Consider the following 16,434-nt stretch of genomic DNA (forward strand, 5'->3'; position numbering starts at 1 on the left):
TCGATCACTCCGCCGGGATTTGGAATTCAGGTTTATGCGTTTCCGGAGCTTTATAAAGGCAGATTTTATTTCCACCCTTATCCGTGATGTGCAGCAAAGCTTTTGAAGCCGTTTCATCCAGAGTTTTCGCTGAATCACACAGGGTCGGGTATTCACTCACTCCTAAGCTGATTGAAACCTTCATGCCGTTATCCATAAAGGAGGTGCCTTCAATAATTCGGCGCAAACGTTCGGCCCGGATCGCCGCCCCTTTTTTTGAAGCATGCGGCAGAATCAAGGCCATCTCGTTAGCGGCTGTTCGGCAGGTCACATCATTGGTGCGACTGGTTTTAGTGATAATAGCCGCTACCGAACGCAAAAGCTCGTCACGAACTGCATCCCCCAGCGAAGACTCAATTTCGTAAATATCATCCAAAGCCACTTTCACAACCGACAATGGCTGTTTCAAACGTCGCGCCCGAGAAACTTCTTCGGCCAAGATCTTTTGATAGTAATTACGATTGTACAGTTCCGTGACATAGTCTTGAACTTCTAACGTATCCACTCGCTTTTCTAAAACTAAATTGGAATAACATAATGACATCAAAGAAAACTCTTCGGTCATGGCCGTGCTTAATTGCTTATTCACTTCACCTGAATACACAAAAACACCTTCAAGATTATTGTGCGCATACAGCGGCAACGCCTTGGGTGGTCGGAAATGAAAAGCTTCTGTAAGCATATCCATAAAGCGGGAAGGTAAAAGCCCCATCGCCATTTGTGAGTTGAGTTCTTTCATGTCGGCGGAATCTAACTGCACGCCCACACCTTGAATGTCAGAGGCCGGAATTCCCGTGGCATGGGTCGCCACAAAACTTCGCACCGTCGGTAAAAACTTAAAGAACAGACAAACCATCTGCGGTAAGTTATTCAAATATTTTTGAACCATGTCTTCTTTGCTTTGCGCCGAGCGATAGTCCCCGATGCGCGGAGAAATGAACTCAACCTGTGCCGCTGCGGCGACCGGAGCCGACGCCTCTATCACCGGAGCTGAGGCTTGCACGCTGCCAGCAATCGCTTTGCTTGCTTCTAGGTCATCAAAGAGCTGTTCATTTTGATATGTAAGAAAGATTTTTTCACAAACACGATCCACCGACCATAACACACGTTGATCGATGGCGATTTTATCTTCGACCACCACATCGCTAAAACCATTGGATCCGTATTGTGCTAGAATTTCAAATTGTTCTAGCGTGGCCACCGCAATCATTTTAATTTCATCGTTGATCTTGCGCACATGCTCCACAAACTCCGCCAAAGTGCCATACAGAGCTTGAGTTGAAAAAACCAAAATATGCGGCGCGGATTCTTTTAACGCATTTTCTAAAAGATTGGGATCTTGAAAATAAAAAGCATCATAGCCCGCCTGAGAAAGCGCCACTTTGATAGGCGCCCCCATATCCACGTCGGCGGTAAATACATGAACTGTGAATTGCGAGCTATGCTGACGAATATCCAATTAAATCCTCTTTCCAGGTCGACGAATCTCGACATGATAAGAATCCAGTTTCGAAGTCTTGGGTGGCGCTGCCAGAACCACGGTCGCGTCATCTACAGTCGGCGGTGGGGTTACTAAATTAACCGGCTTCATCGGCTCAATCGGCTCTTCTTCGACAAATGACATCTTCGAAGTATCTTGTGTTATTTCGGGAGCGGCCTCGGGCAGCTCCAAAAGGCTTTCGATATTCACATCTACCGGCGAAACTTCAGGCGTGGTGGCTTTGACTTCGGCAAAAGCAGTTTCGGCTTCTTCGCGGTGAACAGATTCAACTTTCAATTGCGGAAGATCCACAGACATCAAGACCGCCTCAGGTTCTTTTTTAGCAACCGGAGCCGCTAAAGTTGTTTGCACGGATGGTTTAAATAAAATATTTACTTTCGTACCTTGGCCCCGCTGGGACTCAAGACTGACTTCAGCGTGATGTTGTTTTAAAATCCCGAACGCCACGGATAAACCCAAGCCCATGTGATTTTGAAACGAACGCGTCGTGAAAAACGGGTCAAAAACTTTTTGCACGTTCGCCGCATCAATCCCTTCCCCGATATCTTGGATTTCAAGATGCACGCCTTGGTGATCTTCAAAAAGATTCACGGTGATTTCTTTTTTCGGCATGCGCTCCATGGCTTCAACCGCATTATTAAAAATATTATTTAAAGCGCGAATCACACCGTCGACATCCAGATCTAAAGCGCGAGTTTCTTGGATGTTCTTATTGATTTTCACACCCTTCATACTGAAGGTTGCATCCATCGCCTTTAACGATTTCACCAAAGGGCCTTCCAGCTTTAAGGAGTTCTTTTCTTGTGATTTTTCACCGGCATAACCCAGAAGCTTATCCAAAACTCCCCGTGCCGAACGAGCTTCGCGGATGATTGAGTCCGCACTTTGAGTAACATCACTTGATGGCGACTGCGCCAAAATAGTTTGGGTGTAACCCAAGATCGAAGCCAATGGACCACTCATTTCATGAGCCAACGCGGAAGCCACTTTCATAGAGGCTTGCATTTTCTCTTTCTTGGCAATTTCCGGATCAGGCGCGATCACTTTTTCCTTTACCACGGGGGGCAAGCTTGCTGCCATGATAGCCGGCCTTGGAGCGGCTACTTGCGCTTCCAAGTCCTCGATACGTTTTTCTGCGGGCGTAATCACCCACACCACCGCCGCCGTACCGACAGCCACCAGCCCACAACCCATCAACAGGAACTGCCACCACAAGCCCGTGCGGCCTTTCATGGTTTCTTGCAAAGGGGCGGAGCTGATCACCAACAAGTTACTTTGGGGGATGCTTTCGTACATGCCAAAAATTTCGCCCGAACTTAAATTGAAAGTGTTACTGCCATGAGTGGCGCCCGCACTTTGCGCTTCTTTAAACACGGGGTCATCACGCATCACCGTGCCAAGGTATTCTGGAACCGAATGACCCACGGTCAAACCATTGTTCGTCACGATAGAAAAAGAACTTAAAGATCCTCGTTGCGAATCGATCAAAGACTGAAAGATTTCACCCGATCCGAAAAGCGCATAGGCGCGATTGCCTTCAATAAACACCAAAGCCACATAACGGCCTCGTTGCGAATCTTGGAAAGGCTTCACGAAATATTTTAAATCCGCTCCCCGTGCATCCAAATTTCCAATGGCCGCTTTTACAAACTCGCCTGTCCATGCTGCGGCTTTAGAATTTTCTTTAACTAAAACCATTTGAGGTTCAAGTGTTGTTCCGCTCACCGAAAAAGAAGCGGCCGCATAATATGGGCTTAATGAATTCCAATTGATTTTATTTTTTTGAAAATTGTCGGCATTAAAAGTCGCCACCAATCTTTGCAAAGATTTTAATTCCGTTGCTAAAGACTTTTGAATGGAACCTAGTTGTGTTCGCGTTTGGGCTTCCACCCAACTCATACGATCACCATAAACGAAGCTATCCGTTCGCCACAACACCGCGCCGATAAATACGGCAGCAATGACAACAAGAACGGCAATCAATTTGGCCTTCATTAGTGAGGATTCCTTTCCGTCAAAGAATGAACCAGAGTCGTTGATTTCATTGTAGTTTTAGAAACTAGTAAGAATCAAGCAAGAGTCCTTTGCAAATGCCAACAAAAGGAGTAGAAGATGAGCCATTATGAGTACTCATTACTGCGACGTTTTAATTATCGGCTCGGGAACTGCTGGACTGGCTTTGGCTTTGAAGCTCTCTGTGAAGGGAAAAGTCATCATTCTTGCCAAAGAAACCGCGGGCGGCACAAACTCCGCGATGGCTCAAGGTGGAATTTCTGCCGTCATGTCGGATGAAGACAGCTTTGAATCCCACTTGCAAGACACACTGATAGCCGGAGCCGGTCTTTGCAAAGAAACTGTCGTCAAAGACTATGTCGAACAAGCCCCCGATCGTATTCATGATTTAATAAACTGGGGTGTTCATTTTGACGTTCGCAAACGCGGTTCCGAGGAAACTCAGGAAATTGATTTGACGCGCGAGGGCGGACACAGCTTTCGCCGCATTTTACACTTTGAAGACCAAACTGGTTTAGAAATTCATCGCACTCTTTTGAGACGTGTCCAGGAGCACCCGAACATCGAACTCATGGAACGTTATTACGCGATTGATTTGATCGTGAATAAAGAGGTCAATCCCGACGACATGAGTCCCGTCACCTGCATCGGCAGTTATGCCTTAAATAAAAACGACGGCGAAGTGCATACTTTTGTAGCAAAAAACACCGTCCTTGCCACCGGCGGCGCTGGCAAAGTCTACCTTTACACCTCGAACTGGGGAGGCGCCACGGGTGACGGCATTGCCATGGCTTACAGAGTGGGTGCGCGAATCGCCAACTTAGAGTTCATGCAATTTCACCCCACATGCCTTTTTCATCGCGAATCGAGAAACTTTCTTATCTCTGAAGCTTTGCGCGGCGAAGGGGGCGAGCTGATTGATCAAAACGGTCACGCTTTCATGCCGAAATATCACCCCTTGGGTTCGTTAGCCCCCCGTGATGTCGTGGCTCGCTCTATCGACAATGAGATGAAAAAAACGGGTGCAGAGTGCGTGTTCTTGGACATGACAAAATTGGATCGAGATTTTTTAAAAAATCGCTTCCCCAACATCTTTAACAAATGCTTAGAGTACGGCATCGACATGAGCACGCAACCCATCCCTGTGGTCCCGGCGGCTCATTATTTATGCGGCGGAGTCGTGACCGATGTGGATGGTCGCACCGATATTCCCGGCCTTTGGGCCGTAGGGGAAACCGCATGCACGGGTCTGCATGGAGCCAACCGTTTAGCTTCCAACTCTTTGTTGGAATGCTTAACGACCGCTCATAACTGCGCGCAGAAGATTAATTCCGTTAGCGACGCCGAAACACTTTTTCCGTTAGAACCAAAGCCCTGGACGCATCCCCAAGAATCTAACGATGACGAGATGATCGTGATCAATCATATGTGGGATGAAATTCGTCGCACGATGTGGAACTACATGGGTATTGTTCGCTCTAATAAACGCTTAGAGCGCGCTCAGCACCGTTTAAAAAACATCCTGGCAGAAACAAAAGAATATTACTCCAACATGAAGATCCACTCGGACATTTTAGAGTTGCGCAATATCGCCACCGTGGCCGATCTTTCCATTGAATGCGCCCTTCGTCGTAAAGAGTCTCGGGGTATTCATTACAACATCGATCATCCAGAAAAAGCAGCTCTTGCCCAAGATACAATCGTGGTCCGGGGTCTAATTTGACTTGCCCCAGCCCCGGGGCACACGGCATGCTATTGAGGTATGTACAAAAGATCTGAAGGCTTTTTCAAAGGCTACAACGACATCAATTTGTTCTTTCAAATTTGGGACAACCCGAAAGCGAAAGGCACTATTATATTTACTCACGGTCAAGGCGAACACTCGGAATCTTATCACCGCCTGATCTCGGCATTTGAAAATGATTCGTGGAGTTTTTATGGCTGGGACTTGCGCGGTCACGGTCGCTCCGAAGGTCGTCGCGGTTTTGTTTCTGAATTCGATGATTACACTCGCGATTACAAAATATTTTTAGATATGGTGATGAAAAATGAAAAGGTGCAAAAAGGACCTGTCATTTTGCTTTGCCATTCAATGGGCGCATTGATTCAGCTTAAAACCATGATCCGCAATCCCGAACTTAAATGCGACGCGATCGTGGTGAGTTCTCCGCTTTTAGGAATTGCCGTAAATGTTCCGGCCATCAAAGCTCGCGGCGCACAGATTTTAAATATGCTTTTGCCTCAAGTAACTTTGGGAAATGAACTCTCCAATGACATGCTTACTCGTGATACGGACGTTATTCGTGAATACGAACAAGATGCTCTTCGTCACAATCGAATTTCTTCAGGGGCCTTTTTAGGATTTTTAGATTCATTTGCTTACGTGACCCCACGGGCCAATGAAATTAAAAAGCCCGCGCTTTTTGTAATTTCAAGTGCAGACCCGGTGGTTAGCTCGGAAGCAGCAAAAAACTTTTACGAACACATCGGCAGCAAGAAAAAAGAATTATTCGTTTACCCAGATGCAAAGCATGAACTGATCAACGATACAATTCGTTCCACGGTCTTTGCCGATATTAAAAATTTCCTTGATGGCTTTTTGGAGTCCAAATAATGAAAAAGATCTTAGTGTCATTTGCTTTATTTTTTACGGCCTGTGCTTCTTACGAAGTGACCCCTACGGGCCATACGATGAAGACCACTACGGACTATATGGGAGTGATCACCAAACATTCTGACAGCGTTCGCCGTTATTCAGGTTTTTATAATATTCTGGATATGGAATCGACGATCATCACTTCACAAGTGGCCCAAGCCCAACTGGAGCAATCCGCTATGTTGTATCAGTGGGATGAAGCCCGTTTTGCCGAAGAAAAAGCCAAGTTTGAGACTCGCTTAAATCGCGAATCAGAAATCTTTTTAAGCTTCTATACGCCAGACAGAAAAAACGACGATCTTTTTAAAAAGAATACCATTTGGAAAATCTTTTTGGACGTTGAAGGCAAACGTTATGAAGGCCGAGCCACGAAGCTGAAACTTCAGCTAGTTGAAATCGAAGGTTTGTATCCTTACCACAACCGCTTTTACACACCTTATTCAATAATTTTCCCTGTTCCTATGCGCTCCATCGAGGACAAGCCTATCAAGCTGACCGTGACGGGTGCTGTTGGTGCGGGCGTGATGGAGTTTAAGCCTTAGGCCTTTTGAATTTCCTAGAAGCCTCAAACTCAAAAAGAGGCTTCACGTATTTAGCAATCTTCAACCCTACGCCTGTAAAACCGGACGGCTCTAAGACATCCAAATCATGTAAGATCGCTTCGCGAATCATCTGCGCATACTTTGTCGGCGTGATTGAGTCTTTGGGTACTGCAAAAGTTTTTGAATATAGTTTTTCGATTTCATCAAACATCCGAGTTTTCACCCCCGGCGTGATTAAAAGCAATGTACTAACACCGGTGTCTTTTAATTCTAACTTCAAACACTCTGTAAATGCTAAGACCGCCGCCTTAGAGGCCGCATACGTCGTCGCACTGGGAAAGTGCATGAAGGCTGAAACACTTGAATTATTGATAATTTTTCCGCGTTTTCTTTCAAGCATTCCCGGTAAAACCGCCTGGGTCAGATGAACCAACGACTGGACGTTTACTTGAAACATCTTATAAATATCATCCAAGGGCTGTTCTTCTAGCAAACCACCGGTTAACATTCCGGCATTATTAAAAAGAAGCTCCACCGGGACATTTTTGACTTTTTCCAAAAGCTCTTCCACACCTTCGCGCGAGGATAAATCGGCGTAATATGTTTTTACCGATTTTGCACCTGCCTCCTTTAAGGCCTGCACCAGCTCTTCGTCTTCTTTTCTTAAAACGAGATGCAACTGGGCCTTATCTTCCGCGCACATCTTGGCAAAGGCTTTACCAATACCCCGACTGGCGCCGGTGATTAAAACATGTCGATTGGAAATTTCCATGATGCTTAGCCTTCCTGGATGGGAGTTTGCGAACTTAAACCCCATGCCTTCAAGATTTCAATTTCATCGGCGGCCGAAGTGGCTTTTTTAAATTTAGCCCCCGATTTTCCGCTGACACGACGCTGGCACGAGGGCCAGTCCTTATGGCGATAAACAAGACCGCCCAAGTTACTCAGATAACTGAAGGCTTGTTTCTTCTCTCCGGGTTGTCGCATTTCTGGCAAAGACGTATCAGAAGGAATTTGCATAAGATTATGTCCATAAGATTCATAAGAACCCTCGTACAAATTCACATAATCATTTTTGGAAAACGCCACCGCAATGCGATCGCAACGCTCATTGCCCGGAATTCCCACGTGTCCGCGAGAATACTTCCATTCAATTTTGCCATTGGTGCCGCGTTTTTGTACGACCTCGGCCAAGTCTTGCCATAAATCACGATTGGAAACGTCTTCACCTTCGGCCGTTTTCCATCCCCGTTTTTTCCATCCCCAAATCCATTGCGTAATGCCGCGAATCAGGTATGTAGAATCGGTGTAAAAGTGAATGGCTTCCGGCCGAGCTTGAACAACTTTTAACGCCTCAATCGCCGCCGCCATCTCCATACGGTTGTTGGTGGTGGATCTTTCCGCACCACCCAATTCCCTTACTAAGTTTTCAGGTGTTAAAATAATACTGCCCCAGCCCCCAGGACCTGGGTTTCCAGAGCAAGCACCGTCCGAATAAATAATGATATAATCGCGATTGATGTTCACCCTTGAATAGTCACGATTCCTGCCAAGGGTGTCAAGCTGCGCCGGGTGCATGTCTTTTAAGGCAGTGACAGTTTTGAGTTTCATCATGAAAAAAAGGCCAGGCCTGTAGCATTCATCTCGGCGGCAATGAATTTGAATGATGGCGCTACCCTTGCTTCCATATTTCTTCAACCGAGCAAGCAGGAGTTTTAATTTATGAACGTCATTAAAAATCTCATTATCTTTGGAATGATCTTTTCTATGTGTCAAATCGCTTCAGCAAAGCCTTGGGATATATGGGAGCTGCGCGAGGAACTCAACCAACGCGCCTCTGTCGGACAAAGCCTGTTCTGTAATTCAGAAGTTGGTAAATTTAGCATCACTGTGGATAACGCCAAAAACATCATCATGAACGGCCTTGTTTATAACGGTGGAATTTTGGGTGGCGATTCTTGGGTTGAAAATCAGCTTTGCGAAACGACCTTAGATGAAGTTCTTTGTTATTACGGAACTGGTAAATGGGTTGGAATCAACCTTACCAAAATGTACGTCGCCAAAGCAGACGGAGATCATGTCGGCGCTCAAGGTCGTCGCATCGTGATTCCCGGAACCGTAAAAACTTCGTTTTTATCTGGAGATCTTGAGCGCATCAGCTGCACCCTGCCCCTTTAAGGTCACCTGTTTAAATCCTAGACATCTTAAGGCGTCTGACGGCGCCGCTCCTGCTTTTATTTCATGGCATCATCTTCGCACTTAGATTCGGTGAGGAGCCAAATCATGAATTTAGCTGTGCGATCTATTTTAGGTATTCTTGCTGTCAGCGTATTGGCTCACCCTGCTTTGGCTAATTACAATGCCACAGCAACGTCGGCATTCAATATACAGCAACCCAAAAAAGAAGGCCGCCGCTGGAGCGGCTATATCAATGCCAGCCGCTCTTCAAGCCTCGTCGATTTTCAAGATGGCACTCGCCAAGAATCGGCTGACTATTTGACTCGTTTTAGCTATAAATTCACCGAAACTTACGGCATGCGCCTTCAAGGCGGATATTCGCAAGATATGCGTTATTCAGAGAATAGCGATTTTGCAGATACGTCCTTAAGCCTCACCCGCACTCCAGGCAAAGTGGGTAGCAGCCTTCTTTTAGGTTACCGCGTCTCTGCTGTCGCCCCGACGTCAAAAGACTCTTACAAAAGACAAAGCCTACAAACCGCACTTTCAACAACTTTAGTGGGTATGATCAATCCAGAGCGTCTGGTTCCGAGTTTAGAAATCAGCGGGTCTGTTTCATTGGGTCGCAACATTCATCAATTTGAAACCGCCTTAGATGGACGTGTGAATAATCAATATTCGTCGGCCCAAGCCCTGTCTATCAGCTATGGCTTTAAATATGGAATTTCCATTTCGGGAGAGTTTGTTCATAAAAATGCGTGGTCTTACCAAAATGTGATGAGAGACAGTTTCGAAATGTCTCAAGAACTGGGTTTTGAGATCAATCCTTCTTTTGCCGTGGCCGTGGGCCATACGAATTCAGGATCTTCATTGCGCCCAAATGGCAATGACTCGAACGTGCAAATTATCGATGAAAAAACATCTATCCTCTATGGATCTTTAACGGCCACTTTCTAAAGGATTTTATCAATGCGCTTGCGGCTCATTTTGATCCTTTTTAGTCTTTGCTTTTCCCTTCAAGCTTTTGCGCAAAACCCAAATCACGTGGATATCATTTTTGATATTGATTGGACGGCGTTTTATAGCGTCGATGAAGCCCATAGGGACGAAAAAACCGTCTTGGTCGAAGGAAAGCTTTATCGACCGACGGACTATTTTATCGAAACCGTTGAATGGCTTTTATCTCGTCACCCCCTTAAGGCGGTCCCCTCTTTAGGGACCTTCAACTTCCAAAAGACTTTCGATCCCCTAAAAGCCACGGAAAGTTTCTTCCCGGCCTCGCGCGAGGCCTGGAGTTTAGAGAGAAATAAAGCCGCGCGCATTCCTCGGATGCTGCCCTCACATTTGAAGGACGCCGCCTGTTGCGCCCATTTTCACAGTTATCTTGTGGAAAAATCTTCGGATTTTAGTCCTCTTATATTTGTTTCAAACTGATATTCCGCGAATTGTCTCCTGTTCATCTTCTACACACCTTTCTGGCGTGAAATCCAATACAGCCCAGTTGTTGGTTTTTTTTGATGGCACCTTGAATGCATTTATTTCACTCCAGAGAGAGTCCCTGCCCTCAAAGCCTCTATATAAGATGTGGCCAAAGGCAGTGACATTTAAGGAACGGAGAGAACTATGGTTAACAAAACTCAAGTCAACAAGGCCGTGATGTCTTTAGTCGCCTTGGTGCTGTTCATTTCGGGTTGTACAAAAACTCGAGATGCGAGACTGAGTGATTCAGATACTTTGGCGATCTTCGCCATCTCTGACTTCGGAACTGTTCAAGACGGTGCCGGATTTGACGTTCCTTCAAAACCCGCCGTTCGCTCTCAAAGCATTTCTTCTGATAAAGCTTTATTCGGCAAGACTCGTGTGGGCTTAGATGCCGATGAGTCTTCCGTTCCAGAACGCATGCGCTTTATGTTTAATGACTTAGAAGTTGCTGGCCAAGAAAACAAATCCATGAAGATTGCTTTTGGTGTCGATTCTAAATTCGTTACGGCCTATAAAGTGACTTCCGATCTTGGATCACTGACGTCTTTTGAAAAGCAAATCGCGGTCAGTTCTTTAGAAGTTAGAACTGCAATCGAAATGCAAAAAGCCAAAGACAATGCGACGGTGAAGGCTCTTTCAACTAAGGTTGAAGCGGCCGCTAAAGCACGTCAAGAAGCTTTGGCAAAGCGTTCGCCAATCACTCTTTTAGTTCCTCTTTTCAAGTTCGCGGTTCAGTCTAAAGGTATCTTAGAAAGAACTAAAAATGAATTGCGCGAGGAAACTTCGAACTTAACTCTTCGTGAAACAGAATTCTCAAAAGCCACGCATATCCGTTTGGCTTTGACCTCAGATGCCCGCGAAGAAATCGGTGGCGCTAAGCAAGCGGACCAGTTAGACCAATTATATAGATCTGAGGCTTTGGACGGCCAAGTGATGACCGCTTCAGAGCTTCAAGAGCGCTTAAGCATCAACATGAAATTCATCCCCGACCAATCTAAAGTATTCACTAAGCTTGATGCTAAAGACATGAAAGTGTTTGAAGTTATCGACGTGAAATCTTTGACGGAAGATGAAGCCCGTCGTTACGCAACAGGCAATGCCAATGGCGAAATCATCCCGTGTAAAGACGTCGCCGAAGTAGGCAATAAAGAAGCCTCTTGCGTTCTTCGTTTTGCGGCGACCGTTCCCGTAAAATACAAAAACATCCGCATGAGTGTTGCTGACGGTAAGTACAATACTTCAAGTGCCCTTGTTTTTGATGAAGTTTCTAAGGCGCAATCCCAAGGCTTGGTGGAAGTTACTAAAAACTCTTCCGCGACTCGCAGCCGCCCAGGGGGATTGTTTGATCCTTTAAATACGATCAAGGTTTCTGACCTTCAAGGTTCCTTCTATTTCCGTCGTACTTTTGAAAGTGCGTCGAATATGATTTCTTTCGGTTACGTCGGCTTTAGCGGCGACATGTCCGTGGTTGCTTTTGAGCTAGAAAAAGATCGTTTGGTTGTTCGTAACCAAAAAGCTTTGGTCACTTACCAGGGCCAAGGCACGAAGGACCGCGAAGAGCTAATGAGCCTTCCCGTAAAATACTTTAAACTTGAAGATACCGATGCCGATGGCAGTAAACTTCAAGTCGCGCGTTTGATTGAAGCTAAAAAAGAAGATGCTCAATATTTAGAAGTCGACTTGGCGAAAAGCACGATTCCTATTTCGAACTCTCCTTTAGCTTTCTTTGACTCAGGTTCTTGCATCAAAGCCGCGGGTTCACAAAACGTGGCTAATATGGATATGCGTTTAGCTAAAGATGGCATGTTGAACTTCTCTATTGAAGGGGCCTACACCGTTCTTTATGGTTGCCACAGTGCTAGTACCACAGGTGAACAATTCAACTATAATATCAGTGAACGCGTTTCTTTCCGTCGCGTGGCGGATCGCAACGAGTTCGTGCAGTTTGCACCGAACTGGTCACCGTCTTTCCAAAACTCTTTGAATTTTAACATCTTCACAATGACTGATACAAATACCGGCAATGACGTCCGTCAAGGTCGTGAAGGCAGTCAGTCTTACAAACCAACTATTCATGACTTCCGTAATGGTAAGGTCTTGACTTACTGGGTTGGTGGTTTGACGAAAGAAATGTCGGAAGATCGCCGTAAACTTATCATTGAAGTTTCTCAAGAAGTCGTCGCGGAATGGAATGCAACGTTCCGCATGGCTTTCCGTGGAACGGAAAACGAGCGTTCAGGTGATTACATCGTTCTAAAAATTGAAGATGAATCAAATCAAGGTCGCCTGGGTGACTTGGATCGCAACTATTTATGGTTCATGGATATGCCTACGGCCAATGGACTTTTGGGTGTTGCGCAGTCGGCACCAAATCCATACTCTGGGACCAACGTAGCCAATAACGTTATTATTTACTCTGGCAATATTGAAAAACAAGTTGTCGGCACGATTGAAATGCATAAAGAGGGTCGCCGTTATGAAGCTCTTTTAGAAACGGCTAAAGTGAATGCAGTAAAAAAACTGCAAGAGCAAATGGCTGCGGAAAAAGCCGAGGCGGCTAAATCAGCGGCAGCGGGCAAGGCTACTGGCGATCAAGATGCCGCTCAAAAATTATTAAGCACTGGTAAACAGTACAGCGCGGCTTTGCAACGTCTATTGCAATCTGCGGCTCCAGAGCGCAAGCAATTGAACTCTCTCAATGCCATGGCGAAATCTAAAAGCATCCGCGCTTTGCGGCCGCAAATTGAAAACTTAAGAAATGAAGTTTCTGACGTTCAATTTGACTCGAAAAAGTCTTTTGCCAGCCGCGTTCTGAAACAATCTTTCCAATCTGAATTCAGAGATGATCCTGTCATGATGGAAGCCATCATTGCGCGTGAGTTACTGAACTCTGAACAAGGTCTTTCAAATGAAGTTCGCGAGCTTTTAGCTCAAAAAGCGAACATCAATGAAATGCGCGCAAAATTCGAATCAGCGGCTAGCAAACGTGGAACTTGCTTCTTGCGTTCACGTGGCGAATACCATGATTCTTTCTTGCAGCTTGATTTCAGAACGGCATTCAAAAAAGAACTTCTTTTGACATTGTCACATGAAGTAGGCCATGCGATCGGCTTGAACCACAACTTCAAAGCCACTTACGATAAAGCAAACTTTAACTTCGCCGGTGAAAACACGGACCGTAATTACTCTTCAGTGATGGATTACCAAGGCTCTTCGGAAATGAACTATCAAGGTCCTGGTCCTTATGACTTGCATGCTTTGCGTGCAATTTACACCGGTCGTATCGAGCTTTCTGAAGCGGCGGCCAAGAAAGTTTCTGGCGGCGCCCTTGTGAACGGGAATGATAAACTTGAAGTTCGCGATAACTTAGTATCTATCGCTCAACTTCCTAAGTTCATGAAGTTCCGTTATACGTCAGAAATGGTTAAAAAGAACGTTCGCGAAAAAGGTTTGATTAAACAATATGCGCAATGTTGGGACTACCAAGTTGGTGATGTGCCGGCTTGTACAAGATACGACAATGGTGCTAGTGCGACGGAAATCGTTAAAAACGAAATCCAAGATTACCACCGTGCTTACAACCGTGCCTACGTAGCCAGTGACCGTCTGAAATTCAATTGGAATAATAAAGTAGCGGCCATCAATCAATCATTGCGCACTTTCAATGCAATCCGTGGTGTTTTAGATGATTTATTTAAAATGGCCATCTATGACACGGCCACAAGCAATGAAGAAATGGCGGACTACATTAATGCCGCTCAACTTGGTTATGATTTCTTCCATGAACTGATCCGCACACCAAACACGGACAGCCCTCACGGTGAAACGAACGAGGAAATCGAAGCTCGTCTGTTCCCGATCCCGGTTAAATACCAGACTCAAGTTATGGGATCTGACGGCAAACCAACGACGGAAGACAAAATAGAAATCCGGGTTATCGAAGCTCGTCCACTGTACGATCAATTCGATTCTCCGGACCGTTTTGACACTTTGGGTATTAGCTATGACAAGACCTTTGCTTTGCAATTCTTGTTGGAAGCAAACCCCGTTCGCAACATGCAGGATTCTACGGGTTGGATTTCATACAACGAGTTCGAACAGTACTTCAAAGGAATCAGCAGTGCGACTGAATCCCCAAATATGATCACACTTCTTGAAGTGTTATCAGGACAATTGCAAGCCGGCATCATGACCCCAAATCATGAGATCGCTTCCCTTGGAGTGGCCGCACCGATCAGCCGCACGATGTTAGATACAGCCTCCGTAGCGGTTATCGCGAGTACGAACCAATACAAAGCGATGGGCATGGATTCTTTTGCGGAATTCTTTAAAGTGACGACTTTAAAAGGCGGCAAAACGTTGACAGATCGTCCGACAGCGGTTCGTTTCGGTCAAAAATCGACGTCTCAAGCGTCGATCAAGTTTGCGGCGATGGATAATTCTGTCGGTGCGAATGCTTTGATCGCGGTTGCGGCTCGACGCGGACTGGTTTTAGAAAACAGATCCCTTTTGGGGCAAAAAATCCAAAACTTGCTAGTTGAAGATATTAAGCTTCAACAAAAAGTGGCGGCTCTTCTAAAAACAGAAGCTTACAAAGGAAAAACAGCACAAGACGTGATGAAATCCGATGCGGATGTTATCGCGAACATGGCTGCTAACCAAAAAATAGTGGATGATTTGACGGCGACTTTGAACACCCTGAATGCGGGTCATGTTCTAGCAACGCCAGAAGAAATCAAAGACAATCCAAATATGGCGATGGATAAGCAAGTTCTGTTGTTAAGAAGTATGTTAGCAACAACGAACAGCGCTTTGACTCAGCTTCAAATTGGTTTGAAAACAGTGGATGTTGAACAGCTTCAACCACTTTTAAGACAGCTTAGCCAGATCAAACAGCAAAATGCGCAACTTGCTTCGGCAATGCCCGTTTTAGGTTTGGGTCAGGAATTGTTGGTGGAACTCGTTGGAAACAGCATGACGCCACTGAAAGCCGGTGGCCAGATTTCATTGTCTCGCCTGGCGGGCATGATCGTCGTACCAAAAGCGGTCAGCACACCTCACGCAAATGCGATGTACGTGATCGAAGATTTAGCTCGTTACACGAAAATCTTCCATTCAGAGTACGAACAATAATTTAATATTTTTTTGGCACGTTTGTTTAAGCGCGGGTTTCTGCTCTCTCTAAGAGCCCGCGCTTTTTTTATGATTTTCTTATGCGCGGGAAAAGACCTTCGCCGGTCGTAAAAAGCTTCTTCAACCATACACCGAAGCTATCTTCGGGCCCAGGTAAACGTTCGACCACAATCTTACCCCGACGATGAAGTGTGGCAATGACCTGCGACACCTTCTTTTCGCCTTCTGGATGAGGATCAAATTTAATTCCGTAACCAGGAAAATCGGGACGATTGCTTTTATACACAACTTTCCCCGGTATGCGCACCTCAATACCTTCAAAGTTCCAGAAAATATCTGCTCGATCCCCTTCAGACAGTTCAGGACCTGTGGTCAAGTACAAGCCCCCTTGACCCAAATTTTTTATGAAAGCCGCAGTTCCGTTGACTTGACCTTCAATATCAAAGTGATAGCGAGGGGCGGCTTCCCACCAACGCAAACGCGGATCAAAATAAACTTTCTGGACCGACGGAACCACAAAATAGGCGACCACTAAAAGATCAGCGATGACCACCACTACCAAAAGTACAAAAGACATCAGGTTCGCATTCGTCGTGAAGCTATAGACGTTCGAAATAAAGACAAGCCCCAGGCAGACTAAATAAAGCCAATAACTCCATCGACGGCAAATAAGAATTAAAATCCCGGCTACAATCGGAACAATAACATAAATAAACACCAAGGACTTCGGCAGAACTTGAGACCAATAAAACCATTGTTCAGAAATACTTCGACCGGACTTTATCGCATTTAGCAGCAGATTTCCGAAAGGCGCAAAAATATGAAGTACTGCGATGATAATAAGCGGCCAAGGTTTTCTTTTCATAATGAAATGATAGGGAAACCGGAAC

Annotated in this window: 12 protein-coding genes; 7 read left to right on the plus strand and 5 right to left on the minus strand. The window is 45.6% G+C overall.

Annotated elements, in window-relative coordinates:
• Positions 1-4 precede the first annotated feature (4 nt).
• The gene (locus AZI86_RS02775; protein WP_061833576.1) at positions 5-1,498 is read right to left on the minus strand and encodes a GGDEF domain-containing protein; all 1,494 of its coding nucleotides are present in this window, start codon (positions 1,496-1,498) and stop codon (positions 5-7) included.
• Entirely contained in the window at positions 1,499-3,535 is a 2,037-nt protein-coding gene (locus AZI86_RS02780) for an ATP-binding protein (protein ID WP_061833577.1), read from the minus strand. It abuts the gene before it with no gap.
• A 127-nt stretch (positions 3,536-3,662) separates the two neighbouring features.
• Between AZI86_RS02780 and nadB the strand changes: the two genes are divergently transcribed.
• Genes nadB through AZI86_RS02795 form a run of 3 tightly spaced genes read left to right on the plus strand, consistent with a single transcriptional unit; the run spans position 3,663 to position 6,751 of the window.
• Positions 3,663-5,276 (plus strand): L-aspartate oxidase, encoded by a 1,614-nt coding sequence (nadB, locus tag AZI86_RS02785; RefSeq protein ID WP_061833578.1) that lies wholly within the window; start codon positions 3,663-3,665, stop codon positions 5,274-5,276.
• 39 nt (positions 5,277-5,315) lie between these two features.
• Positions 5,316-6,167 (plus strand): alpha/beta hydrolase, encoded by an 852-nt coding sequence (locus AZI86_RS02790; protein WP_061833579.1) that lies wholly within the window; start codon positions 5,316-5,318, stop codon positions 6,165-6,167.
• Positions 6,167-6,751, plus strand: coding sequence for a hypothetical protein (locus AZI86_RS02795; RefSeq protein ID WP_061833580.1), 585 nt, complete (start codon positions 6,167-6,169; stop codon positions 6,749-6,751). The genes AZI86_RS02790 and AZI86_RS02795 overlap by 1 nt, the downstream gene beginning before the upstream one ends.
• Here the strand turns inward: AZI86_RS02795 and AZI86_RS02800 are convergent.
• Together AZI86_RS02800 and rnhA are read right to left on the minus strand one after the other, a co-directional pair.
• Positions 6,741-7,523 carry an SDR family NAD(P)-dependent oxidoreductase gene (locus tag AZI86_RS02800; RefSeq protein ID WP_061833581.1) on the minus strand — a complete coding sequence of 261 codons (783 nt, stop codon included), beginning with the start codon at positions 7,521-7,523 and terminating at the stop codon, positions 6,741-6,743. The genes AZI86_RS02795 and AZI86_RS02800 overlap by 11 nt on opposite strands.
• Positions 7,524-7,528: 5 nt before the next feature.
• A complete protein-coding gene (gene rnhA / locus AZI86_RS02805; RefSeq protein ID WP_253715620.1) occupies positions 7,529-8,365 on the minus strand; it encodes a ribonuclease HI in 837 nt (278 codons plus the stop codon).
• 108 nt (positions 8,366-8,473) lie between these two features.
• Here rnhA and AZI86_RS02810 point away from each other — a divergent pair, with 108 nt between their 5' ends.
• The 4 genes from AZI86_RS02810 (at position 8,474) to AZI86_RS02825 (ending at position 15,544) form a co-directional block, all read left to right on the plus strand.
• Complete coding sequence (locus AZI86_RS02810; RefSeq protein ID WP_061833582.1) at positions 8,474-8,929, plus strand: hypothetical protein; 456 nt, start codon at positions 8,474-8,476, stop codon at positions 8,927-8,929.
• A 105-nt stretch (positions 8,930-9,034) separates the two neighbouring features.
• Entirely contained in the window at positions 9,035-9,886 is an 852-nt protein-coding gene (locus AZI86_RS02815; protein WP_061833583.1) for a hypothetical protein, read from the plus strand.
• A gap of 12 nt (positions 9,887-9,898) precedes the next feature.
• Positions 9,899-10,363 carry a hypothetical protein gene (locus AZI86_RS02820; RefSeq protein ID WP_061833584.1) on the plus strand — a complete coding sequence of 155 codons (465 nt, stop codon included), beginning with the start codon at positions 9,899-9,901 and terminating at the stop codon, positions 10,361-10,363.
• A gap of 189 nt (positions 10,364-10,552) precedes the next feature.
• Positions 10,553-15,544 (plus strand): zinc-dependent metalloprotease, encoded by a 4,992-nt coding sequence (locus AZI86_RS02825; RefSeq protein WP_061833585.1) that lies wholly within the window; start codon positions 10,553-10,555, stop codon positions 15,542-15,544.
• 67 nt (positions 15,545-15,611) lie between these two features.
• On the opposite strand, the gene AZI86_RS02830 is transcribed toward AZI86_RS02825, so the two are convergent.
• On the minus strand, positions 15,612-16,409 hold the full coding sequence (locus tag AZI86_RS02830) for a PilZ domain-containing protein (RefSeq protein WP_061835026.1): 798 nt from the start codon (positions 16,407-16,409) through the stop codon (positions 15,612-15,614).
• Positions 16,410-16,434: the final 25 nt, after the last annotated feature.

The organism is Bdellovibrio bacteriovorus (genome assembly GCF_001592735.1).
GTDB classification, from domain to species: domain Bacteria; phylum Bdellovibrionota; class Bdellovibrionia; order Bdellovibrionales; family Bdellovibrionaceae; genus Bdellovibrio; species Bdellovibrio bacteriovorus_D.